Here is a 24995-nt window from a genome sequence, read left to right on the forward strand (position 1 = left end):
GTAAATCATCTTAAGAACAAGTTTTAAGGAGAAAATTTACAGTTATGCCGAACGCATTGATTTCTGTGACAGATAAATCTGGATTGGTGAATTTTTCCCGTGCTCTTCTTGATCTCGGGTGGACGATTTGGGCTTCGGGGGGAACGGCAAGAGAGTTAAGCAGGAATGGTATTGAGGTAAAGGACCTATCAGCATATACAGGAATGCCGGAAATGCTCGGAGGAAGGGTGAAAACGCTTCACCCTGCTATTTTTGCAGGTATTCTTGCAAGGGATAACCCGGAAGACTGTGCTGTTCTTGCACAGAATCATTGGGTTCAATTTGATCTGGTTGTTGTAAATTTATATCCGTTTGAGAAAGTATCTCATGAAAAGGATGTGGATTTATCTATAGCGGTAGAAAACATTGATATTGGAGGAGTTTCTTTACTTCGAGCAGCAGCCAAAAATTTCAGCCGGGTACTTGTTGTAAGTGACCCAAAAGATTATCCACTGGTAATTGATGCTTTAAGAAACCATCAAAACACGGAAGAATTTCGCCGGACTATGGCGTGGAAGGCATTCTGGCGGACCAGTCAATATGATGCGGCTATCACAGGTTTTTTAAGTTCCAGTGAGATGCATATACTCACTCTGTATGTGTCTCAAGAACTTCGATATGGAGAGAATCCTCATCAAAAGGCATTACTTTATACATTTACCCCAGCAAGCAAGCCTTTTGGAGGAAACGTTCTTCAGGGAAAAGAGTTATCTTACAATAACTTGCTTGATATTGATGCAGCGTGGCGGACGGTTTCTTCTTTTGATGAACCTACAGTAGCCATTATCAAACATCTTTCTCCCTGTGGAATTGCCAGTGCAGATGCAATTTCTGAAGCGTATCAAATGGCTTTAGAATGTGATCCGGTTTCTGCGTTTGGGGGCATTGTTGCCAGCAACCGGGAAATTGATGAAGAAACAGCGTCTAGAATGAAGGACTTGTTTATTGAGTGTATTGCATGTCCGAAATTTACCGAAGAAGCAATAAAGATTCTATCCAGGAAAAAGAATTGCCGTCTGGTGGAAATCCCTGCTTTTCCAAAAGCAGCAGATCAGCATGGGGAGTATCGCTCCATTTTTCAGGGAATGCTATACCAGGATGTGGATTATGGTGACCCCGCAGGGACACAATGGAGTGTAGTGACTTCGATACACCCCACGCTTGAACAAATGGAATCACTTCGGTTTGCCTGGAAAGCCTGCCAGCACGTAAAATCAAATGCGATTGTATTGGTGAAGGGAAAATCAACGATTGGAATTGGAGGCGGTCAACCTAATCGAGTGCAAAGTGTTCGCGTAGCCATAGAAAATGCGGGTAAAAAGGCCGAAGGTTCCGTAATGGCTTCAGATGCCTTCTTTCCTTTTCCTGATTCAATTGAGATTGCCGCAAGAGCAGGGGTTAAAGCAATCATTCAACCGGGAGGTTCAGTAAGAGATCAAGAGGTGATTCGTGCTGCAGAAAGCGCGGGAATAGCCATGGTTTTTACTGGAATTAGACATTTCAGGCATTAAGTACTCCTCAAAAAGGAATTTTGCAATTTCCATCAACATATAATTTCGCGTAGCCATTAAGGAACAAAAAATGGAAAACTTTGACAGGCAAGCAGAGTCAATCGATGTGGGGCAAAGATTAAGGACCCTCCGCGAGGAAAGAGATATATCTATTCGAGCACTCGCCCGTATGAGTGGGTTATCAGCAAATGCTTTAAGTATGATTGAGAGGGGATTGACCTCACCATCGGTGAGCACTTTGAACAAACTGGCTGCAGCCCTCAAAGTTCCGGTTACTGCCTTTTTCCGTACACTCCCAGTGAAAGAAGAGATTGTTTTTCGGAAAGCAGGGGAAAGAACCAGGGTTCCTTTCTTGAGGGGAATCATGGAGGGTTTGGGCGGAGAGCATTTCATTGGAAAAGTAGAAGCCTTTTTATTAACCTTAGAAAACGGTGGGAATAGTGGTCCAAACTATATCGTTCACAGCGGACATGAACTGGTATTTTGCTTAAGAGGGAAACTTGAATACGATGTAGAAGGTAAATCATATTTACTTGAATCTGGAGATAGTCTGATCTTTTCTGCAAACTTGAAACACCGCTGGCGCAATTCTGGTACCTCTGTGGTAAACGCCTTAATTGTTATCAGTGGTTTTCATGAAGAAGAATCCCCAGCAGAGTATCATCTCTCAATCTTACCTGAAGAAAATCAACCCTGATAAAAATGAAAAATATATATTCTCTTTTACCTGATAGTGCATCCGTTTCTGAGAACGGAGATTTCATCATCTCCCGCTTTACAATAAAGGAACTTGCAGAAAAGTATGGCACACCTTTGTATATATATGATGCCGTGACTGTTCAAAGAAACATCCAGATTTTAAGGAATTGTTTGAGTAGATATTATCCTGGAGATAGTACTATAACCTACGCAGCAAAAGCCTATTTCTCTTACCCGTTTGCTCAGCATATTGCAAAAATGGGAATAGGAGTTGATATTGTCTCGGAAAATGAACTTCTATTCGCTTTAAAAGCGGGAATCTCACCCCATAAAATTCATCTCCACGGGAATAACAAAACCGATTCAGAACTTGATGGTGCGATTCAATCCAATATTCATGCAATTGTGCTGGATAATTTTGATGATTTAAACAGACTTACCCATTTGTCGACCAGGAATTATTCCGTACCAGTCTGGATCAGAATTAATCCGGAAATTGACGTTAATACACACCCGTATCGCCAGACCGGTCATGCCTTAAGCAAATTTGGATTTACTATCAGCGATGGGCAGGCAGAAAATGCTATTCGTGAACTTCTTTCCAATCCGAAATTTCAATTAAGAGGCATTCATACCCATATCGGGTCTCAGATATTTGATCCGCACACCTATTCAGAAGCAATTCACAAGATGCTTGCGGTAGCTAAGAAAAGCCAGTGGCTGCCAGTTGAAGTTTGTCCCGGGGGTGGGTGGGGTGTTCCATATCATCTTGAAGAAATTGATCTCGACACCGGGATTGAGCACTGGATAAAGGAAATTTCTAAGACTATTCAGGAAGAATATCAAGACACCTCTTTTATCCCACACTTATTTTTAGAACCAGGCAGATGGATTGTTGCGCGCGCAGGAATTGCTGTATACCGGGTGGGAGGTATAAAGTCACTTCCCAATGGAGAGAAATTGCTTGCCATTGATGGGGGGATGGGAGATAATATTCGTCCTTCCCTATATCAGGCAAAATATGAAGCCCTGTTAGCAGAAAATCCTTTAGGAAAACCCGTAACCCGGTATAAGGTAGTGGGAAGGTACTGTGAATCTGGGGATACTCTTTTAGAAGAAATTGATTTGCCGGAAGTTCAAGCGGGCAATCATTTGATTATTCCTGTTGCCGGCGCGTATCATCTCAGTATGGCATCCAACTATAATCTGGTTCCCCGTCCTGCCGTTCTATGGATTGAAAACGGAGAGGTAACTGTACTTCAAAAACGAGAAAATTTATGGGACAGTTGGTGGTGTTAGAGGTTCAACCATCGTTTAGCAATGGACGGCAGATCTTCAGCACTTCCTATTTTCAAAGTGCAGGTGGGTAAACTTTCAATAAATGCCCTTCCATATCTTTTAGTCAGAATCCTTTTATCCAAAACAGCCACAATTCCCCGATCCGATTGCGTACGTATCAATCTGCCAAATCCCTGACGAAATCGGAGAATGGCTTCAGGTAAATGGTATTCGTTAAAAGGGTCTTCGAAGGTTTCCGCACGTGCCGCGACGATTGGATCTGAAGGCACATCAAAAGGTAACTTGGCAATGACAAGAACAGACAAGGCTTCACCGGGAATATCGACGCCCTCCCAGAATGCCCGCGTTCCCAACAATACTGCTTTTTCTGCTTCTCGGAATGTGGCTAATAGAGTGTGAGTTGACGCTCCTTCTCCTTGCTCATAAACCAGGATTCCATGGTCTGCTAATAATGGCGTAATCGCTTGAGAGGTCCGTTTCAACTGGAGATAGGAAGTAAAGAGCACCAGCATTCGTCCCTCGGTTGCTTTAGCCAGACGCACAAGGACGCGTTCAAGTTCACGCTGGTACCCATTGGCATCCGAAGGTTCGGGAATATCATTGACAATATACAATAATGCAGAACTCTCATAGTCGAACGGGGAACCCAGTTGCAATTCATTGGCTTCGTCTGCATATAAACGATTTCGTATGTAATCAAAACCTTCATTGGCAGTAAGAGTAGCCGAGGTCAAAATCACACTGGACTTTTCATGCCAGATATATTGCTCCATCAAGGGTCCAATATGTAAAGGCGCTCCATTGATAGAAATAAAATTCCCATTAGGCTGGATTTCAATCCAATAAATCATATTCTGTTGAGGTTGGGAAATGCAGGCATGAATGTTCAAATCTGTTTCTGCTAATCGGCGATAAATAGATGCCAGCGCGTCTACAGTATCCTGGAGCCCTTCGTTCATCGATTCCCAAAATTCCGAACAGTTCTTATAAATTTCGCTTAAGAGGTTTAACAGGAGTGTAAATGTTTCGTGTGTATTGTCCCATTCAACTTCTACGCTTGTCCAGGATGGTAAAGTGCGTACACTTTCAATAATTCGGATTTCCTGTCCATATCCTCCAAGGGGATGTCCATCCCGTTGATCTTCTAAAAAATCATTTACAGCGTGGAAGAAGTTTTTAACAAAATTTTCCAGCCGAAAAGAGATATCTGTTGCCCGTTCAAACAATTGAGTAAATGCAGCCAAATCCGAAGGTCGAAGGCTTTGCCTGACTTCTGAGAATAACCTGCCCAGTAATCCTGTCGAGGTGCTTCCTAATTCTTTGAGAAGCCGTAAAATATCCGACTGGGAGACCCGGAAACTTAATGCGTTTGTGGTGGCACCTTCTAAATGATGCGCTTCATCTACAATCAGATATTGATAATCTGGTAAAAGCCGATTCCCGGTAGCAATATCGGATAATAAAAGTGCATGGTTGACAATGATCAGGTGAGCACTTTGTGCTGATTGTCTGGCGCGATAGAAAGGACAATTTCCTCCCGTCCTGGCAATACAAACCTCCGCTTTACAGCCTTCATCTTCTGCTGAAATGCGGTTCCAAATCTCTCGTTCAACGGGCCCGTTCAAATTGATTTCGTTTCGGTCTCCGGATTGACTGCTTAATAGCCAAACTAACACTTTGGCTAAAACTCTCATCTCATCAGCGTTGGATGGACCACGCTGACGCAGTGCCTCCAGTCTTCGAGGACATAAATAATTAGATCTGCCTTTTAGCACAACAGCCCGGAGATCAAGATTGAGTGCATTACGCAAATCGGGAATGTCTTTTTTTATTAATTGATCTTGTAGGGTTATCGTATTTGTTGAAATAACTACCCGGGTATTGTTTTGATAGGCAAATATTGCGGCTGGGATTAAATAGGCAAAAGATTTCCCGGTGCCAGTCCCTGCTTCGACCATCAAGTGATACGGAGTAGAAAGAGCCTGACATACTTCTCGAAGCATTTCAACTTGCTGTTGCCGATACTCATATTGCTCAAAGTAATGAGCAAAAGGACCGTGATGTTCGAGCAAACCAGCAATTTCATCAGGGTTAAGGGGGATGGGGCGGTCTACGGTTTCCGTTAGTGGATATACGGGTTCAGAAGCCATTTCAAAAGGCTGATAGCGCTGTCGCTTACTTTTACTTTTCAGTGCATTTGATGAAATTTTATGACTTAGAACATCTCGAAATACAATATGGGCATCCCAGTCCAGCGGTTCGCTCAATTGAACAATTTCAGAGAGAAGTTCTACCGGCAGGTCAGCCGCCATTTCCAGCAGTGAGATAAACAATGCATGAGTTACGCGTGCATCATCCAAAGCGCGATGGGTGGCGGGCAAGAGAATTCCTAAAGACTGAGCCAGAACACCTAAATTGTATCGGCTGGCAGTTGGAAGCAATACAGATGCCAGCTCATACGTATCAATAACGTGATTGTTCCATAAAATACGTTGTTTTTGAAGAAAGGAGAGATCAAAGCGAATGTTATGCCCTACTACCGGGCTGTTGCCAACAAATTGAGCCAAATCCCCAATAACTTCCTGGATAGTTGGGGCTTTGCGCACCATATCATTTGTAATTCCAGTCAATTGGGTGATAAAAGCAGGTATGGTTTTGGTTGGTTTAACCAGAGTAGACCACTCTTCTTCCACGCGCCGGTTCGAAAAACGTACAGCGCCAATCTCAATAATACAATCCTTTTCAGGGTCCAATCCGGTAGTCTCAATGTCAATGGCTACATACATACTCATGTCTGGCATTATACCTTATGAAGCATATCCTTTCTCTCATTTTTAATTTGCTCTATAATCAGAGGCAATGGCAAGTCACCACTGGGAGGAATTATGTACCAGCAAGGCTATGAAGATATTTTTGAAGGGCACCAAATGGGAATTGGCGCCTGGGCATGGGGAGATCGTCTGGTTTGGGGGTATGGAAAGGGATATTCCCTTGCCGATTTGAGAGAAGTATTTGAAATTTCCATTCGATCGGGGATTACTTTTTTTGATACTGCAGAAGTTTATGGTCAGGGAGAGTCTGAAAATATTTTGGGACAATTCCTGGAAACTACACAGCAAAAGATTTTCATTGCTACAAAATTTATGCCTTTTCCCTGGCGTCTCAACCGTCAAGCCCTGATCAATGCGCTTAAGGGTTCTCTCAAGCGTTTGCGAGTAGAGCAGGTTGACCTGTATCAAATTCATCAGCCTTTACCGCCCATAAATATTGAAACGTGGATGGAAGGTATGATTGAGGCAGTTCAGCGAGGGATGACCAGAGCAGTGGGTGTCTCGAACTATGACCTTGATCAAATGCAAAGAGCGTTTGATCGTTTGATTAGGGATGGAATCAGGCTGGCTTCGAATCAGGTTGAATATCACTTGCTGAACCGTAAAATTGAAAAAAGTGGCTTATTACAAAGAGCCAATGAATTAGGAATAAAAATAATTGCCTACAGCCCTCTGGCTATGGGGGTGTTAACAGGAAAATATACTCCTGATTCACCTCCATCCGGAATTCGGGGTGCGCGGTATAACAAAAGGGTATTGCTCAAAATACAGCCTCTACTCAATCTTTTGAAAGAAATTGGTGAGCAACACTACAAAACCCCTGCCAGGTTGCCTTGAATTGGGTAATTTGCAAAGGCGCTTTGCCAATTCCTGGTGCCAAAACACGATCGCAGGCAGAACAAAATGCGGGGGCCATTCATTGGAGGCTTTCTGAAAATGAAGTTGCTTTGTTGGATGAAATCAGCGATCAGGTTACACAAGAATAACCTTTTTATGATATGATTTTGCCTCTATATTTGAAAGAAAGGTGGCAGACTGCATGTCAGAACAAGAACACGTCCGTTACTTACCCTTTCACGCTATTAATGAGTTCATGGTAGATGAGTATCGAGAAAAAGTTATTCGATTTGTGTTCGAAAACCTTGGGGGGGTGAACGCCGCAAGAAAAAATGCGATTCTCTCAATTTTTAAGAAACAGGTAAAAATTCCAGGATTTCGGGACAGTTCACTGGCCCCTCTTCCTCTGAAAATCCGTCATGGAGAAACCTTGTTTGAACGAAATCCTGAATTTGTCGCCCAGGTTCTTCAGGCATGGGCAGAACTTCATGGCGATTTACGGGAAAAAGTTTTTCAAATGTTGACATCTCGTGGATGGAAGAACCTGCTCCCTCCAGAAACAGATCGCTCGAAATTGCCCGGATTTCAGGTGGAATGGCCCAAATCAGAAACTTACGAGGTTCTAGATCAAAGTTTCGCTGAACAAAATCCTGATCTGGAAATCCCCAATGACGATGTTCGGCTCATGGCAGTATGGTTGGTTAATGCCCTGCCTTACGAATTGTTTGAAGAAGATAAGCCTTAAAGAAAAGCCGGGGGTCTTAAAAAACCCTCGGCTTTCCCTTTTATTATTGTTCAGTAAAAACAAATTCTAAAGTAAGAGAAACACCATCTTTGACAATTAAAACTCCAGCAATATTTGGGGGTTCAATTCCCCAATCTGCCATGTAAATGAAGGTGGTGGCTTTGCCCGTTAATTCTTTTCCTCTTAACATGGCTGAGACATCCCATGTTACTGATCGAGTTACTTCCCGAATGGTTAAGTCGCCAACCAGTTGAAAATTTACCAGTTCATTTTCCTTCGGATTCTGGGGAAGTCCCTTAACATCCTTCACCATAAAACGAGCCAGGGGGAATTTTTCCGATTCCAGCCAGCGATTTTGAATTGCAGCGTCTCTTCTGCTGCTGTCGCTTTTTAATGTGCTGATATCCACAATAAATTCGCCAAAAGTGACATTAGATAAATTCTGCGTATCGATTTGGATCTCTCCACTGATTGCACTGGTTTTTCCCACGGCAGTTGCCAAACGATTATTCTGGTTTAAGAAAGTCTCATCCACCGAATAGGAAATAACCGATCTTTGTTTGTCCAGGATAAAATTCCTGGCGGTAACAATTTCCTCGGTATTTTTTATACCTTCAGTCATTTCTACAACAGGCGTTGATGTTGGTGTGGGCAAAGGGGTTTTCGTCGGAGACGCACTTACGCCACCAGCACACCCTGATAAAAAGCCGATAGAAAAGATCAGAAAGACTAAAATAAACTGAATTCTAAATTTGCTTTTCATAAATACTCCAAAAGTATACTAATAAGGTTCTTTATAAAGAGATATTTTACTGGATTTGTGTTTTTTATTGTGTGAGAGAATATTAATCAAGGATTTTGATGAGGACGAAATGATAAATTCACTCAGAAACACGTTTAATCTTCCCGAAAGCCCGATCCTGGCGATTGTAGGGAGCGGAGGTAAAACCTCATTGTTGTTCCGTTTAGCAAAGGAATATTCTCCTTTGGTCATTTTATCCAATACCGCTCATCTAGGAATGTCCCAGGGAGAAAATGCCGATAAAGTGTTTCAGGTCAGCACTTCACAGGAAATTGACAGAATAATCACTTCAGAATTCAAGGGAATTCTGCTAATTACGGGAATGCCGGATAAAAAGGATAGATATACAGGGCTAGACGAAATGATGATTTCTCATCTCATCAAAATCTGTAAAGAAAAAGGCATTCCGTTACTGATCGAAGCCGATGGCTGTCGGGGAAAACCACTTAAAGCACCTGCTCCGTGGGAGCCTCCCATTCCACAGGAAGTAGAACAGGTCATTGTATGCATTGGTGCAAATGGATTTGGGAAGGAGTTGAGTGAAGAATGGGTTTATCGTGTGGATGATTTTGCAAACCTTTCCCACACAGCCTTGGGAGACCCCATCTCTCCAGAAACCATTTTTCAAGTGATAGTTCATCCCTTTGGAGGACAAAAAAATATTCCTCAAAATGCCAGACGGTACCTGCTTATCAATCAGGCGGATCAACCCGATCAGCAGGAATTTGGTGGTGAGATAGCCATTCGGTCCTTAACTGCATATGAGAAATGTGTCATTGCAAGTTTAAATGGCATCGATTTTACAAAGCCAGTGCAAATTCACCGGGTGTATTCACCCGTTGCTGGTGTGATCCTTGCTGCAGGTGAAAGTCGCCGATTTGGTTCTCCAAAACTATTGTTGCAATTGGATGGCGAGCCGTTAATTCGCAGAATTACAAAAGTAGCCCTTCAGGGTTGCTTAAAACCCGTCTCGATAATTCTAGGAGCGTACCCGGAAGTTTCGAAAGTCGTTTCAGATTTAAATGTCAATGTAATTGAAAATCGGTTTTGGCGGCTTGGACAATCCAGTTCGGTTAAAATTGCGATGGAAACACTCTCCAATTCCGTTGATGCAGTAATTTTCTTACTGGGTGATCAACCCTTTATTACCCCGAACATTCTCCAGAAACTGGTGCATGCTTTTTCCATATCTCGGGCGCCAATCATTGCCCCTGTTGTAAATGGGCAGCGGACAAATCCTGTTCTTTTTAGCCGAGAAACATTTTCTTCCCTAAAAGGAATCACTGGAGATACAGGAGGAAGACAATTATTTCAGAAATTCCCTGTCGAATTAATTCCCTGGGATGATGAGAAATTGTTAATTGATATTGACACCATAGAAGACTTATCAAAGTTGGATAACTAACCGTTGAGGTGAATCTCTACATTGAATGATGAGGAGTCGTATCACATTGCTGGATAATGGCTTGTACTTTTTCGAAAAAAGTTTGTGGATGAATATGATGATACAAAGCTGCGTCTTTTATTGTGTCAAAAATACCCATAGGGCAGCCAATGCAAGCCATTCGATACTGAATAAAAAGGCTGGTAGTTTGGGGATATTGGCGGAGTAAATCGTAAATTCTTGTATCTAAACCAATCACAATTCAATTATATTGAAAAATATTCCGAGAGCGCTTTGTTGTAGATCAATCAACTTCCATGTTCTGGTAAATCCTCGGCGATGCACATGAGGAGGTGGCTATTTTTTATAATGATTTTTTCCCTGCTACTAAAAATTATCCCACGGCTTTCCCACTGGGAAAGGAATCGACTGACTGTGTAAAGGGTTGTCCCAACCATTTCTGCCAGATCTTGACGAGTTAATGGCAGATTGATCACAATACCTTCGCTGGTTTTTACACCACTCTGAGCGGCTAGTCGAATCAACATTCTTGCAAGCCGGCGTTCTACCCTTTGAGTAGCGATCTCTTTAAATCTTTGCTGATATTCCTGTAACCGTTCAGCCATGAGGCGCATGGCTTGGAGGGAAATAGCGGGCACAATTTTTAGAATTTCTTCTATAGCATCTCTGTTCCATTTCAATAAGATACTTTCCTGAGTGACTTCGGCGCTTACAGGATATGCAGAAGAAGGAACAAGTGCAACAATGGCAAAGAAATTACCGGGTGTGACCACATGCATTAATACCTGTTGGCCTTCAGGTGTAAGAGAAAATAACCGAATGTGTCCCTTAACAAGAAAGAACAGATTTTCCGCCGGATCTCCTTGAAAAAACAAGAAACTCCCGGCTTCTGCTTTAATAGAAAATGCTTTCTTGTATATAAAAGTGAGATCTTTCTCATTCATGTCCACAAGGAGTGGATTGCTTTTAAGCGTGAGAAATGCATCCATAGTCCGTATAGTTTAACATAAAGGTATCGTTTAGATCTAATCTTGCAGAAATCATTTCCGAAGATTACAATGCCAATGGGAGTGAATTGAACAAATGAGCGAGTATGAAATTTTATACCAAGAAGCCCTGGATTATTTATACAGTTTTGTCGATTACAGCCTCACCAGAAATTTTCGGTACACGCCGGAAAAATTCAATCTTGACCGTATTTTTAAGTTTTTAGAACTGCTTGGAAATCCGCAAGAAAAATACGCCATCTATCATGTGGCTGGCACGAAAGGGAAAGGATCCACATCTGCGTTAATCGCCAGTGCTCTTCAAGCGGAAGGATATCGGGTCGGTTTTTACACCAGCCCACATCTACAAGATTACACCGAAAGGATACAGGTAGATGGTGAACAGATTTCCCATAAGGATTTTGTAGAACTTGTGGGAGAAATTAAGTCCTATGTTGATCAGGTACCACAATTAACCACCTTCGAGATTACCACTGCAATGGCATTCTTATACTTCGCCCGTCAGGAATGTCAGGTAGCCGTTATTGAAGTGGGGTTAGGTGGCAGATTGGATGCAACCAACGTGGTAACCCCTACTGTTTCGGTCATCACCTCACTTTCTATGGATCATATGAATGTACTGGGGGATACTCTTGCAAAGATTGCATTTGAGAAAGCCGGCATCATCAAACCAGGAAAACCTGTTGTGACATCACCGCAACTCCCTGAAGCGATGGCGGTGCTTGAGGAGGTTGCCCGCGAAAGGGGGTCCGAATTGTTTAAAGTGGGGCAGGATTTTCATTTTGCGCCGTGGTCTCACGATCTTGAAGGTCAGACTTTATTTGTATGGAAGGATGATGAACAAGAATCGGTAAATTCCTTTATTGAATCAGGCGGGCATACGGATTGGGAACCTTTACGATTGCGTATTCCGTTGCTTGGTTATCACCAGGTACAAAATGCGGCTACAGCGTATGGCGCTCTGCAAATTGGAAAGCAAAGAGGAGTTTATATTTCAGATTCTTCTATTCAAAAAGGGTTCAGCAACGTTAAATGGCCTGCACGATTTGAAATCTTGAATAAAAACCCCATGCTGATTGTAGACTCAGCGCATAACCGGGATTCTGCATTAAAACTCAGATTAACCCTCGACGATTATTTACCGGGGAAACCTGTAATTCTGATTTTTGGCGTTTCAGAAGATAAAGATATTTCAGGCATGCTTGAAGAACTGCTTCCCAGAGTGAAGCGGGTGATTGCCACACAGTCTGTTCACCCCCGAGCCATGGATGCAACTGCTCTGGTAAAATTGATCCGTCAACATGGCATGCGTGCAGATGCTATTGTTCCGGTTGAAAAAGCCCTATTGACGGCATTGGAAATTGCAGAAACCTCAGAAGCCGTCGTTCTTGCGGCCGGTAGTTTGTTCATTGCTGCGGCTGTAAGGTATGCCTGGCAGCAATACGTGCAACCCCAATTACAAACTTCACATCCATAATGGAATGAGGCTCTTTTATGAAAGAAAATTGGTCTGATTCAGACGCAGAAGAATTTGCAAACCATTTACATCAGCGGACCGAGGAATTGTATAACATCCCTGACGCAGAGCCTGACGATGAGGGACTGATTGAGTGCTCTGCTTTTATCATGCAGGACATGGTAATTTTTCCTCGCATGATTTCGCCTGTATTCATTCTACCTGGTCCCAATCTGGTTGCCGTTTTGGATGCTCAGGCGAATGACGAGACGATGATTGCCATGTTCCTGCAAGACCCTGATGCAGAAGAACCAGCACTAGAGGATTTTCTCCCTATCGGAGTAGAAATTGCTGTCGGACGGTTGCTTTCCCTCTCAGATGGCAAAAGTTCTGCCCTGATTCAGGGACGGCGGCGGGTTGAAATAGTCGAAATTGTTCAGGAAGACCCATACTTAAGGGTTCGGGCTCGTCCAATTCACGAGTCAGTTGAAGTCAATCGGGAAATTGACGCGTTGATGCGCACTTCGCGAGACTTGTTTGAAAAATGCGTACAACTTGATCGCAGTATCCCGGATGAAGCCCATATTTACTCCCTCAATATTCCAGAGCCGGGATGGCTGGCAGATATGATTGCCACCGCAATATCTTTCCCTCTCAAGGAAAGGCAAACTTTGCTCTTGCTGGCAGATCCAAAAGAGCGACTGAAACGGCTTAACTGGTTGCTGGCACAAGAGTTGGATGTTCTGCAACTGGAAGATGAAATTCAAAGCAGGGTACAAAATGAGGTTGATAAAAGCCAGCGAGAGTTTTATCTTCGCGAGCAAATGAAAGCCATCCAGACTGAACTTGGAGAAGGGGATATCTGGATGCGGGATATCGCAGAGCTTCGCGAGCGGATCGAAAAAGCCGGTTTACCCGATGAAGCCCGTAAGGTTGCTGAAAAAGAAGTGGAACGTCTTGCTCAAATGCCTGCAATGGCTCCTGAAGTGGGGATCATCCGAACGTATCTTGAATGGATTCTGGAATTACCCTGGTACCAGGAAACAGAAGATAACCTTGATGTGGAACACGCCGCAAAGGTTCTGGATCAATATCATTTCGGCTTGAAAGATGCCAAAGATCGCATTCTGGAATATATTGCCGTTCGAAGTCTGAAACCCAAACGATCTCGTCAGCCCATTTTGTGTTTTTCAGGTCCTCCAGGCACCGGTAAAACTTCCCTGGGACGTTCCATTGCCGAAGCACTTGGTAGAAATTTTGTCAGAGTTTCACTCGGAGGAGTCAGAGACGAGGCTGAAATTCGTGGACACCGCAGAACATATATTGGTGCTCTTCCTGGAAGAATTTTACAAACCATGCGCCGGGCAGGGACCATTAATCCACTCTTCATGCTGGATGAAATTGACAAACTGGGCGCTGACTTCCGTGGTGATCCTGCAGCCGCCCTTTTAGAAGTACTGGATCCTGAGCAAAACCACGCCTTTTCGGATCATTATCTCGAGATCCCGTATGATTTATCTAAAGTAATGTTCATTACAACTGCTAACTCTTTGGCTTCCATACCGCCAGCACTTCTGGATCGCATGGAAGTGATTGAGTTCCCGGGTTACATTGAAGAGGAAAAACTGGAGATTGCCAGAAGATTCCTGATTCCTCGCCAGATTGAAGAAAGCGGTTTGCAAGATAAAGAGGTTGTCTTCAGAGATAGCGCTATCCGAAGAATTATTCGTGAGTACACTTATGAAGCGGGGGTGCGGAATTTAGAGCGGGAAATCGGGAGAATGTGCCGAAAGATAGCCCGGTTGAAGTCTCAAAAGAAACGCTATCCAACACAATTGACCCCTCAACTGGTTGAAAAATTTTTGGGTCCTCCGCAGTTCTTTGTTACTGAGGCAGAAAGACAGGACGAAGTAGGTGTTGCTACAGCCATGGCGTGGACAGAGACGGGTGGTGAAATTATGCCCGTTGAAGTTCTTATCATGGAAGGTAAAGGAAATCTTCAGATAACAGGGCAAGTTGGCGACATCATGCAAGAGTCTGCCCAGGCAGCTTTGTCTTATCTCAAAGCCCATTGTGCTGACTTTGATTTAGAGCCCTCCATTTTTGAGGGGTTGGATATTCACATCCACGTTCCTGAAGGTGCGGTTCCTAAAGATGGTCCCAGTGCGGGGATTACCATTGCAACTGCGCTGGCATCGGCTTTGACAGAACGAAAGGTTTACCGTGATGTGGGAATGACCGGAGAAATTACATTACGGGGAAGAGTTCTGCCAATTGGGGGAGTACGCGAAAAAATCCTCGCAGCTCATCGGGCAGGATTAAAAACAGTCATTCTCCCTGAGAAAAACAAGAAAGACCTTGTGGATGTCCCTAAAAAAGTGTTATCAGACTTAAAAATTGTGTTTGTCACCCATATTGACGAGGTCTTTCGGGTGGCTCTTCATCCTGCCAGTGAGAATGCCTCACCACCTCGATGGAAGATAAAAAAAGAGGAGAAAAACGAGGAAGAAGAGGAATAAAAAACACGGGACTGTCCTATTTTTCTAAGACAGTCCCGTGTTGCACACAAACATTTTTTTTATCCTTCTGGGGATCTTCTTTCACTTTGTAAAGTTCGGACCCCATTCCGTACCTGGGTCAAAATTCTTTCCAGTTCGGCTTCCAGACGGGTCAGAGACTCTAAAACGTAATCATCGGCTTCTTTCCGTATGGCTGCAGCATCGATATGGGCTTGTTCAATAATCTGTTCCGCTCTGGCTTGTGCTTCTGCTACAATTGAATCTCTCGCAACTAACTGCTCACTTTTCTCTCGTGCCAATGCAATGGTTCGATTTGCTTCTTCCTGCGCCTGTGCCAGAATACGATCTCTTTGAGCCAGAATTTGCTGTGCTTTCTTGATTTCCTCTGGAATAGAGACACGCATCTGATCAATAATGTCCAGCATCCGATCCTCGTTCACCAGTACGCTATGCGTTAAAGGGAACGGTCGGCTTTCATTAAAGAGTTCTTCGAGTCGATCTACCAGGTGCAGGATATCCATTTATTTCCTCCGTGACCTTTTACGATCTTTCCGTTGCAATTTTTATACCGATATTATATGGCAAATTCTTAACTAGTCTCGTATGGGAACCGGTAATAACATGGAAGGGGTCTGTTTGAGTTTGGTTTTCAGAGCAATTTCCACATGTGGGGGAACCATACTGGAAATATCTCCGCCTAACGCTGCAATTTCCCTCACTGTTGTCGAGGAAAGAAATGTATGCTCCTCGTTGGTAATAAGCGCGATCACTTCAATGTCGGGTGCAAGGCGATGGTTTGCAAGAGCCATGCGAAACTCATATTCAAAATCAGAAAAAACCCGCAAGCCTCTGACAATCACTTGAGCCCCATTTTCACGACAGGCATCCACAGTTAATCCGCGATACCCGATCACACGGATTTTTTCCTGTCCGGCGAAGGATTGTTGTACCAGTTCCATTCGCTCTTCAGGGCTAAACAGTAAGTTCTTCAGGGGGCGATCATACACTGCCACAATTAATTCATCGAAGATGCAGGAGGCGCGCAGTGCAATATTGATATGCCCATAATGAATGGGGTCAAAGGTTCCTGGAAAGAAGGCTCGTACCATGATTAACTGATATCTCCTTTGCCATTCTGCCAGAATTCCTCTAACCGTTTTGCTAGTAGAGCATGCTCTGGCAACTGAAGTTCCGGGTCTTTTTGAAAGATGAATTGAGCTTGTTGACGCGCTTTTTCAATAATATGCACATCTGTTAAATTCGCCATTTTCAACTCGGTGAAACCAGCCTGGCGTGTTCCCAAAAACTCTCCGGGTCCCCGTTGCTGCAGGTCACGCTCTGCCAGCACAAAGCCATCATTTGTTTCTACCATGACAGAAAGGCGTTCATTTTCCAGAGCATCATCAGATTCAGGAATCAGCAAACAATACGATTTGGCTGCGCCGCGTCCGACTCTTCCTCTGAACTGATGTAATTGTGCTAATCCGAAACGGTTTGCTCCCTCGATAACCATCACGGTAGCGTTCGGGACATCTACACCAACCTCAATGACGGAGGTGGAAACCAGGATGTGATATTGACCATCTCTAAATCGAGCCATCACTTCATCTTTTTCTTCCGGTTTTAATCTTCCGTGCATCATCCCAATGTTTAGATCGGGGAAGACCTCTTTTTGTAACCGGGAAAATTCCTGTACTACGGACAAACCATCTCCGTTTTCGTTTTGTTCCACCATTGGATAAATAATATATGCCTGATGTCCATTGCTGATCTCATGGCGAATCAGTTGATAGGCTCGTTCTCTTTCCAGTGGATGAAGAACATGTGTTTCCACGGGTTGACGTCCGGGTGGCATTTCATCCATGACCGTCAAATCAAGGTCACCATAAATCGTCAATGCCAGTGAACGTGGGATTGGCGTGGCTGTCATTACCAGGAGGTGAGGATTATTCCCTTTCTTCCTGAGCGCCGCACGTTGTGACACACCAAATCTGTGTTGTTCATCAATAACAACTAACTGTAAATCTTGAAATTGTACTGGATCTTCAATGAGTGCGTGGGTTCCAATTAATAATTTTACTGATCCGTTTTGCAATCCATTCAAAATATCTTCTCTCTCTGCGCCTCGGACATCGCTGGTGAGGAGCCGGATTTGCTCGGGCTGGAGAATAGCAGGCAAATCATCTCCAGATTGGGTCAACACGCGGCTTAAATTTCGATAATGTTGTTCTGCAAGGATACTGGTGGGAGCCATCACAGCAGCCTGGGCTCCATGGTAGGTTACCATGCCAATTGCCATTGCGGCTACAATCGTTTTTCCCGATCCAACATCTCCCTGTAAAAGGCGATCCATGGGTTTTCCAGATGCAAGATCTATTCGGATTTCCTGAATGGCTCTTTTTTGGGCATTGGTTAATTCGTAGGGCAACAGGGCAAGTCTCTGCTCAATCCAGGAGTCTGGTACTTCAAATACCCTTGCTGGGAGAGATTTCCACGAGAGTTTTTGACGTAAAACACCCAGTTGAAGCAGAAAGATTTCGTCAAAAGCCAGGCGCCAACGGGCCTGGTCTAAAGAGTCCTGACTATCCGGAAAATGAGTTTGTGAAATGGCAATTCCCAGCTCAAGCAACTTGAGCGAGGTGCGCACTGAAGTTGGGAGAAAATCCTGAACCTTCGGTGCCCATTGCATGATGGTTTTATACATCAGCCGGCGCAATGTTTTTTGGTTCAACTCGCTGGTCAGGGGATAAACGGGGACAATTCGACTGGTATGCAATTGCTCCCGATCAATTTCCTCGATTTCCGGATCTTTCATCACCAGTTTTCCCAAATACATATCCAGTTTCCCGGAAACCGCTACTTGGGTTCCTTTTGGAAAACGATTGACATACCATAACTTATTGAACCAGGAAAGACGGAGAGTACCGGTTCCATCTGTAATGATGGCTTCAATCAATTGCATTTTTCCATCACGAACCGGTCGCGATGCAATTGCCTGAATCACTCCTAATACAGTTACTTCATCGCCATATTTCAATTTATTGATGGGTTTCAGCCGGCTGTAATCATCATACCGTCTTGGGAAAAAATACAACAAATCTTGAAGCGTCCTGACACCAAATTTTTCGAGAGCATCGGCTGTTTTCTTGCCAACACCGCTCACGCGTTCAAGCGGCGTCTGAAGAATTTTAGAGATTTGAGTATTATCTTCTTCACGGGTTTCTTTCTTCACCGAAGGTTGTTGTGAGCCTTTGGATGAATGTCTGGAAGGATGTTCTACTAGTTGAGCAGGTGCTTTATTAGACGCGCCACAGGTTTCAATTTGAGCGAAAATCTGTTGAATAATTTCTTTACGTTGTTCTGGTTGCAAACGGGGATATTCCTGAAGTTTTTCCACGATGAAAGAAATTAATTCTTCAGGTAACTGATACGCACGGGCTTCTCTTTCCCAATATGGGACAGCCTTATCTAAACCACCCACAACAGCGCGATTCTCATAGTTTTGTTCGCGCTCAAGTTCTAAAAATTTGTTTAATTTTTCCAGTGGAGACTGCATAACTGTATTTTACCGCACTTTAATCCCCCTCAAGAATGACCATTCCTATCGTGCGGGGACCAAATAAAATTGCTGTTGGCAGATTCAAACTGTGTTCGCTAAATGGAACATCCGGAAACATTTCGTGTACATAGTTCCGTAAGATTTGAGTTTCGTGATTGAACGGAGAAATGCCCTGAAGAACCGCAATATGTCTTAATTCCTCAAATTCTTCCAGAAATTCCTGAAAGAAATCCAACGCGCCTCGGACATTTCTCGCTTTTTCAATTGGACTGATTTTCCCCTCTTCAAAGGACAACACCGGCAGCATGTTGAGCATTTCCCCGGCTATCGCTTGAGGTTTCTCCAAAAAACCGGCTTCGTGAAGATAGGAAAGCCCTGCGGTACAAATAAGGGTATAAAGTTTCGGGATGGTTCTCCGTATCTTCTGCTCAATAGTCAATGGATCTTTCCCATGAGCAGCTTCCTGTGCTGCCATTTGTACGAGCAATCCCACTCCTACCGAAATGGTTTGTGAATCGATCAGCGTTATAGGCACCAGGTTTTTTGCGGCTTGCGCGGCTTCTTCTGCCGCTTTGTAAATTGGGGTTAATTCCGACGAGGAAAAAATAGCAATGACATGGGAATATTCAGCGGCATGTTTTTGAAATAATGCATAAAAGGTTTCGGGATCTGGTGCTTTGAGGCGGGGTTTAATTCCGTTCAATGTAGATGAGGGAAGATAATTCCATCGAATTCCTTCCCCTTCCGGATACACTAATCCCCGTAAAGAAACATCATATGGGACAATCCAAACATGTTGATACCCCGGAAATCCAGGGTGGGTGAATTGAGTGGCAGCATCAGTGAGAATGCAAAGGTTGCCCATTCTTCTGTTTTATTCAATTCCGATGATAAACTGGTAGTGGGGTTGCCCCCCTTCCTTCAGTTCCAGCTCCTGTTGAGGATATTTCTCCCGTACCAGGTCTGCAATTCGATTGGCTTCGGTGTGACTGATGTTTTCACCATAAAACATGGTAATCAAATCGTATTCACCAGCCTGAGCCTTCTCAAGAAGTTGTAAGCAGGCATCTTCAATGGTATTGCTGGAGACTACAAGGGTTCCATCCAGCAAACCAATCACAGCCCCTTCCTGCACGTCAACGCCATTCAGATTGACAGAACGGGTAGCCGTAGTAATTTCACCTGTTCGCACTTCTGTGATGGCTTCTTTCATTTCCTCGACCAGTTCACTTAAGTCTCCCTCAGGGTTATATCGGAACATTGCTGCCAATCCCTGGGGGACACTTCGGCTGGGGATGACTTCTACTTTTTTCACGGTTACACTGGCAGCGTTTTGGGCAGCCAGAATGATGTTTTTGTTGTTGGGTAAAATGATGATCTTATCTGTGGGCAAATTTTCAAACGCATTAAGGATTTGTTCTGTACTTGGATTCATAGTTTGCCCGCCCTCAACAATGGCAGAAACGCCAAGGCTGGCAAACACTCGGGAAATTCCTGGGCCGGGGGATACAGCAACCACGGCAACTTGATCCGGTTGAACGGTAGCCAGTTCTAAGCGGGGCGCTTCCACTGTAGCGGGGGTTCTACCTCCCATTTGCTCCAGAAGGTTTTCCATGGCGATTTTACTCCATACGCCAATCTTTGAAATATATTGAATGGGATCATACTGGCGTTCCTGGCTTACATGAATATGCATGCGGTACATTCCATCGCCCTCACCAACCTGTATGGAAGTTCCCATTTCACTGAGGTCGGCGTAAAATCGTTCCAGGTTTAATGGTTGATGAGGTCTGAAGTCAATGACCACCTCAACTTCTTGCCCGGGCTCAATTTCCTCCACTGTCTGTTCAATCTGCATCATGGATAGGGGTTGTACTATATTTAAATTGGTGTCCAAAGGTTGCCCGTTGATGTAACGCAACATTCCCTCCAGAATATAAAACAGACCTTTCCCCCCTGAGTCGACAACGCCGGCCTGTTTGAGAATTGGGAGCAATTCTGGAGTCTTTTTAACTGATTCGTTGGCGGCTTCGACAACTGCTTCAAGGATTTCTTTCAAGTCGCTGGTCCGTTCCCTGGCTTTTCGAGCCGCTTCTGCAGCATCTTTCGCCACGGTTAAAATTGTGCCTTCGACTGGGCGCACCACCCCTTTATAAGCGGTATTCTGCCCCTCAAGCATCGCGGCAACAAACAGATCCGCGTTCATCGTCTCATAGTTATCCAGAGCACGGGCAAAGCCGCGCCAGATTTGAGAAAGGATCACGCCGGAATTCCCTCTTGCTCCCATCAGAGCGCCTTGAGCAATGGCTTTAGCCATTTTTCCAATATTGGTTTCGCCCGACGTTGCTACCTCACTGTAAGCGGCTTGCATTGTCAACAACATATTGGTACCAGTATCACCATCAGGCACAGGAAACACATTTAAGGCATTTACTACCTGCTGGTTAGTTTTCAACCAGGTCATCCCTGCGATCAGTAATTCCTTCAACTTTTGCCCATCAATCCGGCTATCTGAGGACTTTTCCTGAAGATTCGAATCGCTATGATGAGGATGAGTCGTATTTAATTCATCTATGGACATAAAACACTCAATATCTTCCCTTCGCCTGAAACTCAATCCGGATTGCTTACTCGTAAACCACGGACGTGTACATTCACTTGACTCACCGGAATACCAATTGCTTTTTCAACTTGATAGCGAACATTATCCGCTACACTCGAAGCCACCATTTTAATACGAGTTCCGTATTCTACAATGATATAAAGGTCAATCTGAATAGAATTGTTAACATAACGAACGTCAACGCCAAGGGTAGGGTCTTTTACCAAGACTTGAGCCAGACCTTCTGCAAGGTTTTTTGCGGCAAATCCAACCACTCCGTAAGAGGACAAAGCAGCCTGGTATGCGACCGTGGCAATTGCCCGATAACTGACATAAATATTTCCTAATGGATTACTGTCCTTCATATGTGACCCTTTTGAGTTAATAACCCGATTCTTGTATTTCGATACGAGGTGTGGTAAAATTTTCGCTCGTTGAGTTTTGAAACACTCCAGGCAACCTGGCGCAAGGAAGAAAGGAATTGACTATGGCTAAATGTGAAAATTGCGGCAAGAAAACTGTATTTGGACATCGTCGGAGCTTCTCGATGCGTGCGACTAACCGGGCTTTTCGTCCCAATTTGCAGAAAGTTCTGGTGATTGAAAATGGTCGAAAGGTCCATAAAGTCCTGTGCACAAAATGCATCCGTACAATGGTCAAAGCAGCCTGATTTTACCTTCTTTTTCTTTGTTTGTGCAAAAATCGCGGCAATGGCGCCGTGATTTTTGTTTAACTTACACTTTCCCGTAATGCCTTTACTCCAGCGGAAATGCCGTTCGGGTGCTTAAAAATGGCTGTAGCCGAAACAATGACCCTCGCTCCCGCCGAATACACCAGCGGCAGAGTGTTCTGGTCAATTCCACCATCTACCTGAATAGCGGCTTTGCTACGGGCATGTTCTACCATCGAATGCACTTTGCTGATTTTGGGAAGTACCTCTGGCAAAAAAGTCTGTCCAGAAAAGCCTGGATTTACTGTCATCACCAGAATCAAATCGACATGACTGACTACTTCTTCCAGCCAGGATGCAGGCGTTCCCGGGTTCAACACGACACCTGCTTCACAACCTGAAGCATGAATGGTTTGAATCGTGCGGTGAATGTGAGGACAGGTTTCAATCTGGACGGAAAGACGATGCGCTCCAGCCTCTGCATACCAGGGGATCATTCGGTCCGGATTCTCAACCATAAGATGAACATCAAGGGGCAGGTGGGTAATCTTCTTCAACGTAGATACAATAAATGGCCCCATGGTCAGATTGGGGACAAAATGACCATCCATGACATCTACATGAATCTCATCGACGCCCGCGTCTTCAAGTTGTTTTATCTGATCCGCCAGATAGCGGAAATCTGCCGAAAGTACTGAAGCGCACAACCGGAAAACGTTCACTTGACCCACCCAAGCACATTAAGGATATATGAATAAAATGGTAACAACCCAACTCCAAGAACGAGAGCAATAATGGCGAGCACAATAATATCTGGTGTGAATAAGGTGGATGAAGAGGAGCGTAAAGCCTCAGATGGGGAAGGTTTTGATTTTGGTGGGGTATATTCTGCAGGGATGCTGGCTGATGATGGAGAAGCCTGTGGAGGGGTAGTATTGCTCCGTGGGGTTGTGCTTACAACCCGGTTTTGGGGGGCAGCAAATTCAAGCCCTTCAAGCATGCGTGCAAGAATATCTGCATTCCTAAACCTTTGCCGGGGGTCTTTAGACAGGAGTACGAGCAGAATTTCTTCCAATTTTTCAGGAATATCCCTATTCAGGTGCCTTGGTGGAATTGGACGAATATTTGGATCACGGTGCTGTCGGGCTAAATCGGCTGGGGTTTTTCCGGTGTATGGTAATTGCCCTGTAAGCATTTCATAAAAAACAACCCCTAACGAATACACATCACTGTATGGCATGGGGGGCTGCCCTGATGCCTGCTCTGGAGAGAAATATTGAGGAGAACCCCAAATTTCATCCGCCGTTTCATCTGGATGAATACTGGCGATGGCACGCGCAATACCAAAGTCTGTCACTTTCAGATGACCATCTTTAGTAACAAGCATGTTGTGGGGTTTTACATCACAGTGAACTACTCTTGCACGGTGAGCATACCCCACACCTTTGGCAGCCTGGATCATTAATGGCAATGCTTCATGGAGTTCAAAGACACCTTTTTGTCGAATCAGATCTTTAAGGTTCTGCCCTTCAATGTATTCCATTACAATAAACAGGCGCCCGGAATCGTAACCAATATCATAAATGGTGACGATGTTTGGGTGTGAAAGGTTTGCCGCAGCGCGGGCTTCTCTGCGGAATTGCTCTTGAAAGGCTTGATTTCCTGAATATTTTGGGCGTAATAGTTTGATGGCAACCGTTCGTTCCAGCATGCGATCCCTGGCACGATAGACGACAGCCATACCGCCAGAGCCAATTGTCTCTTCAAGCACATAACGGTTTTGGAGCATTGGCGTGGTTGTTGAGTTTGCAGTTCCCATTTAGAGGTGATTATATCACAATCAAGATTCCCACTTTTTAGTTAAGGCATTCCAAAAATATTGGTGCGCAATCAGATATAATAACCAAAATGACTGCATGGGATGGCTCGATGGTATGAGAAAAATCCTTGTTCTTTTTCAAAAACCAATTAACTGGCTCATCGTTGCTTTACCTTTTGCGTTGTTTGCAGAAATATTTCATTGGGGAGATTTCTGGATTTTTATTCTCTCCTGTATTGGGATAGTGCCTCTGGCAGGTTTGATTGGCGAAGCAACTGAGTCTCTGGCAGTCTATACCGGTCCTAAAATTGGTGGGTTGTTGAACGCCACACTCGGCAACGCAGCGGAATTGATTATTACCCTGGTAGCCATCCAGGCGGGTCTTATTGAACTGGTCAAAGCCTCCATTACAGGATCAATTCTGGGAAACCTGCTCCTTGTACTGGGCGCTTCAATTTTTCTGGGTGGACTCAGACACGGAGTACAATCCTTTGACCGTCGCCAAGCCTCAAACCATGCCATTCTTCTCATCATCGTTGTGATTGGGTTGGCAATCCCTTCTTTGTTCAGCCATTCGATTGGTCCTGATGACAGCATTCAGGTAGAGGCATTGAGTATAGGCGTTGCCATTGTTTTGATGATTCTGTATGCTCTGGGACTGGTTTATACTCTGAAAACCGCAAAAAGCCCAATTTCATATCCGCCAACCGAAACTCATACTCAAAACCATGGTTTCACAAAAGTCGAAGCACTGGTATTGCTGACAATTTCTACACTCGGGGTTGTTTGGCTCTCCGAGATGCTGGTAGGAGCCGTTGAACATGTCGTGAGCAATATAGGAGTCTCAGAATTTTTCCTGGGAATTATTCTTATCCCGTTAGTTGGAAATGTGGCGGAGCACCTTGTCGCCGTTCAGGTCGCCCTTAAAAATCAGATGGAGTTGAGTGTGGAAATTGCAGTCTCCTCCAGTTTGCAAATCGCTCTTTTTGTGGCACCTGTACTGGTTTTTGTCAGTCTCTTAATGGGAAATCCACTCACATTGATATTCAATCAGTTTGAGTTGATTGCTCTTATTGCAGCGGTTGTTGTTGCCGCTCTCGTGTCTTCTGATGGAGAATCGAACTGGCTGGAAGGCGTGGCATTGATTGGCGTTTATCTCATTTTGGGTGTTGGATTCTTCTTGTTGCCTTCATAA

The 24995-nt window shown here is 44.3% G+C and carries 21 protein-coding genes and 1 pseudogene; 10 read left to right on the forward strand and 12 right to left on the reverse strand.

What is annotated here, in order from left to right; genetic code table 11:
* Positions 1-44: 44 nt before the first annotated feature.
* The 3 genes from purH (at position 45) to lysA (ending at position 3548) form a co-directional block, all read left to right on the forward strand.
* Complete coding sequence (gene purH / locus LHF31_RS09600; protein ID WP_298006326.1) at positions 45-1550, forward strand: bifunctional phosphoribosylaminoimidazolecarboxamide formyltransferase/IMP cyclohydrolase; 1506 nt, start codon at positions 45-47, stop codon at positions 1548-1550.
* Between the two features lie 70 nt (positions 1551-1620).
* Entirely contained in the window at positions 1621-2247 is a 627-nt protein-coding gene (locus tag LHF31_RS09605) for a helix-turn-helix domain-containing protein (RefSeq protein ID WP_303774165.1), read from the forward strand.
* A gap of 5 nt (positions 2248-2252) precedes the next feature.
* A complete protein-coding gene (gene lysA, locus LHF31_RS09610; protein WP_298006322.1) occupies positions 2253-3548 on the forward strand; it encodes a diaminopimelate decarboxylase in 1296 nt (431 codons plus the stop codon).
* Here lysA and LHF31_RS09615 read toward each other — a convergent pair.
* Positions 3545-6349, reverse strand: coding sequence for a helicase C-terminal domain-containing protein (locus LHF31_RS09615; protein ID WP_298006319.1), 2805 nt, complete (start codon positions 6347-6349; stop codon positions 3545-3547). The two genes, lysA and LHF31_RS09615, sit on opposite strands and share 4 nt — an antisense overlap.
* A gap of 126 nt (positions 6350-6475) precedes the next feature.
* Between LHF31_RS09615 and LHF31_RS09620 the strand changes: the two are divergent.
* Positions 6476-7365: pseudogene (locus LHF31_RS09620) on the forward strand (aldo/keto reductase).
* A gap of 281 nt (positions 7366-7646) precedes the next feature.
* The gene (locus LHF31_RS09625; RefSeq protein WP_298006315.1) at positions 7647-7961 is read left to right on the forward strand and encodes a hypothetical protein; all 315 of its coding nucleotides are present in this window, start codon (positions 7647-7649) and stop codon (positions 7959-7961) included.
* Positions 7962-8004: 43 nt separating this feature from the next.
* Here the strand turns inward: LHF31_RS09625 and LHF31_RS09630 are convergent, their stop codons facing one another.
* Positions 8005-8724 (reverse strand): YceI family protein, encoded by a 720-nt coding sequence (locus LHF31_RS09630; protein WP_298002822.1) that lies wholly within the window; start codon positions 8722-8724, stop codon positions 8005-8007.
* 109 nt (positions 8725-8833) lie between these two features.
* On the opposite strand from LHF31_RS09630, the gene yqeC reads away from it, so the two are divergent.
* The gene (gene yqeC, locus LHF31_RS09635; RefSeq protein WP_298002820.1) at positions 8834-10168 is read left to right on the forward strand and encodes a selenium cofactor biosynthesis protein YqeC; all 1335 of its coding nucleotides are present in this window, start codon (positions 8834-8836) and stop codon (positions 10166-10168) included.
* A gap of 16 nt (positions 10169-10184) precedes the next feature.
* On the opposite strand, the gene LHF31_RS14670 is transcribed toward yqeC, so the two are convergent.
* Complete coding sequence (locus LHF31_RS14670; RefSeq protein WP_363324743.1) at positions 10185-10406, reverse strand: DUF1858 domain-containing protein; 222 nt, start codon at positions 10404-10406, stop codon at positions 10185-10187.
* 49 nt (positions 10407-10455) lie between these two features.
* Entirely contained in the window at positions 10456-11112 is a 657-nt protein-coding gene (locus tag LHF31_RS09640; RefSeq protein WP_298002818.1) for a Crp/Fnr family transcriptional regulator, read from the reverse strand.
* 139 nt (positions 11113-11251) lie between these two features.
* Between LHF31_RS09640 and LHF31_RS09645 the strand changes: the two genes are divergently transcribed.
* Positions 11252-12652, forward strand: a complete 1401-nt coding sequence (locus LHF31_RS09645) for a folylpolyglutamate synthase/dihydrofolate synthase family protein (protein ID WP_298002815.1) — start codon at positions 11252-11254, stop codon at positions 12650-12652.
* A 17-nt stretch (positions 12653-12669) separates the two neighbouring features.
* Positions 12670-15150, forward strand: coding sequence for an endopeptidase La (lon, locus tag LHF31_RS09650; protein WP_333657445.1), 2481 nt, complete (start codon positions 12670-12672; stop codon positions 15148-15150).
* A 59-nt stretch (positions 15151-15209) separates the two neighbouring features.
* Here the strand turns inward: lon and LHF31_RS09655 are convergent, their stop codons facing one another.
* The 6 genes from LHF31_RS09655 to LHF31_RS09680 form a co-directional block, all read right to left on the reverse strand.
* Positions 15210-15671, reverse strand: coding sequence for an ATP synthase F0 subunit B (locus LHF31_RS09655; RefSeq protein ID WP_298002812.1), 462 nt, complete (start codon positions 15669-15671; stop codon positions 15210-15212).
* Positions 15672-15743: 72 nt separating this feature from the next.
* Positions 15744-16259, reverse strand: a complete 516-nt coding sequence (gene coaD / locus LHF31_RS09660; protein ID WP_298002810.1) for a pantetheine-phosphate adenylyltransferase — start codon at positions 16257-16259, stop codon at positions 15744-15746.
* Between the two features lie 2 nt (positions 16260-16261).
* Positions 16262-18706 (reverse strand): ATP-dependent DNA helicase RecG, encoded by a 2445-nt coding sequence (recG, locus tag LHF31_RS09665; protein WP_303774166.1) that lies wholly within the window; start codon positions 18704-18706, stop codon positions 16262-16264.
* A 19-nt stretch (positions 18707-18725) separates the two neighbouring features.
* The gene (locus LHF31_RS09670; RefSeq protein WP_298010580.1) at positions 18726-19574 is read right to left on the reverse strand and encodes a DegV family protein; all 849 of its coding nucleotides are present in this window, start codon (positions 19572-19574) and stop codon (positions 18726-18728) included.
* Between the two features lie 9 nt (positions 19575-19583).
* Positions 19584-21290, reverse strand: coding sequence for a DAK2 domain-containing protein (locus tag LHF31_RS09675; RefSeq protein WP_298010582.1), 1707 nt, complete (start codon positions 21288-21290; stop codon positions 19584-19586).
* A gap of 32 nt (positions 21291-21322) precedes the next feature.
* On the reverse strand, positions 21323-21676 hold the full coding sequence (locus LHF31_RS09680) for an Asp23/Gls24 family envelope stress response protein (protein WP_298010584.1): 354 nt from the start codon (positions 21674-21676) through the stop codon (positions 21323-21325).
* 122 nt (positions 21677-21798) lie between these two features.
* Between LHF31_RS09680 and rpmB the strand changes: the two genes are divergently transcribed.
* The gene (gene rpmB, locus LHF31_RS14675) at positions 21799-21981 is read left to right on the forward strand and encodes a 50S ribosomal protein L28 (protein ID WP_013559933.1); all 183 of its coding nucleotides are present in this window, start codon (positions 21799-21801) and stop codon (positions 21979-21981) included.
* A 59-nt stretch (positions 21982-22040) separates the two neighbouring features.
* On the opposite strand, the gene rpe is transcribed toward rpmB, so the two are convergent.
* Both rpe and LHF31_RS09690 read right to left on the reverse strand, forming a co-directional pair.
* On the reverse strand, positions 22041-22703 hold the full coding sequence (rpe, locus tag LHF31_RS09685; protein ID WP_298010586.1) for a ribulose-phosphate 3-epimerase: 663 nt from the start codon (positions 22701-22703) through the stop codon (positions 22041-22043).
* On the reverse strand, positions 22700-23800 hold the full coding sequence (locus LHF31_RS09690) for a protein kinase (RefSeq protein ID WP_298010587.1): 1101 nt from the start codon (positions 23798-23800) through the stop codon (positions 22700-22702). Before LHF31_RS09690 ends, rpe begins: the two co-directional genes overlap by 4 nt.
* A gap of 115 nt (positions 23801-23915) precedes the next feature.
* Between LHF31_RS09690 and cax the strand changes: the two genes are divergently transcribed.
* Positions 23916-24995 carry a calcium/proton exchanger gene (gene cax, locus LHF31_RS09695; protein ID WP_298010589.1) on the forward strand — a complete coding sequence of 360 codons (1080 nt, stop codon included), beginning with the start codon at positions 23916-23918 and terminating at the stop codon, positions 24993-24995.

This window comes from Anaerolinea thermophila, assembly GCF_020723905.1.
In the GTDB taxonomy this organism is placed as follows: Bacteria; Chloroflexota; Anaerolineae; order Anaerolineales; family Anaerolineaceae; genus Anaerolinea; species Anaerolinea thermophila_A.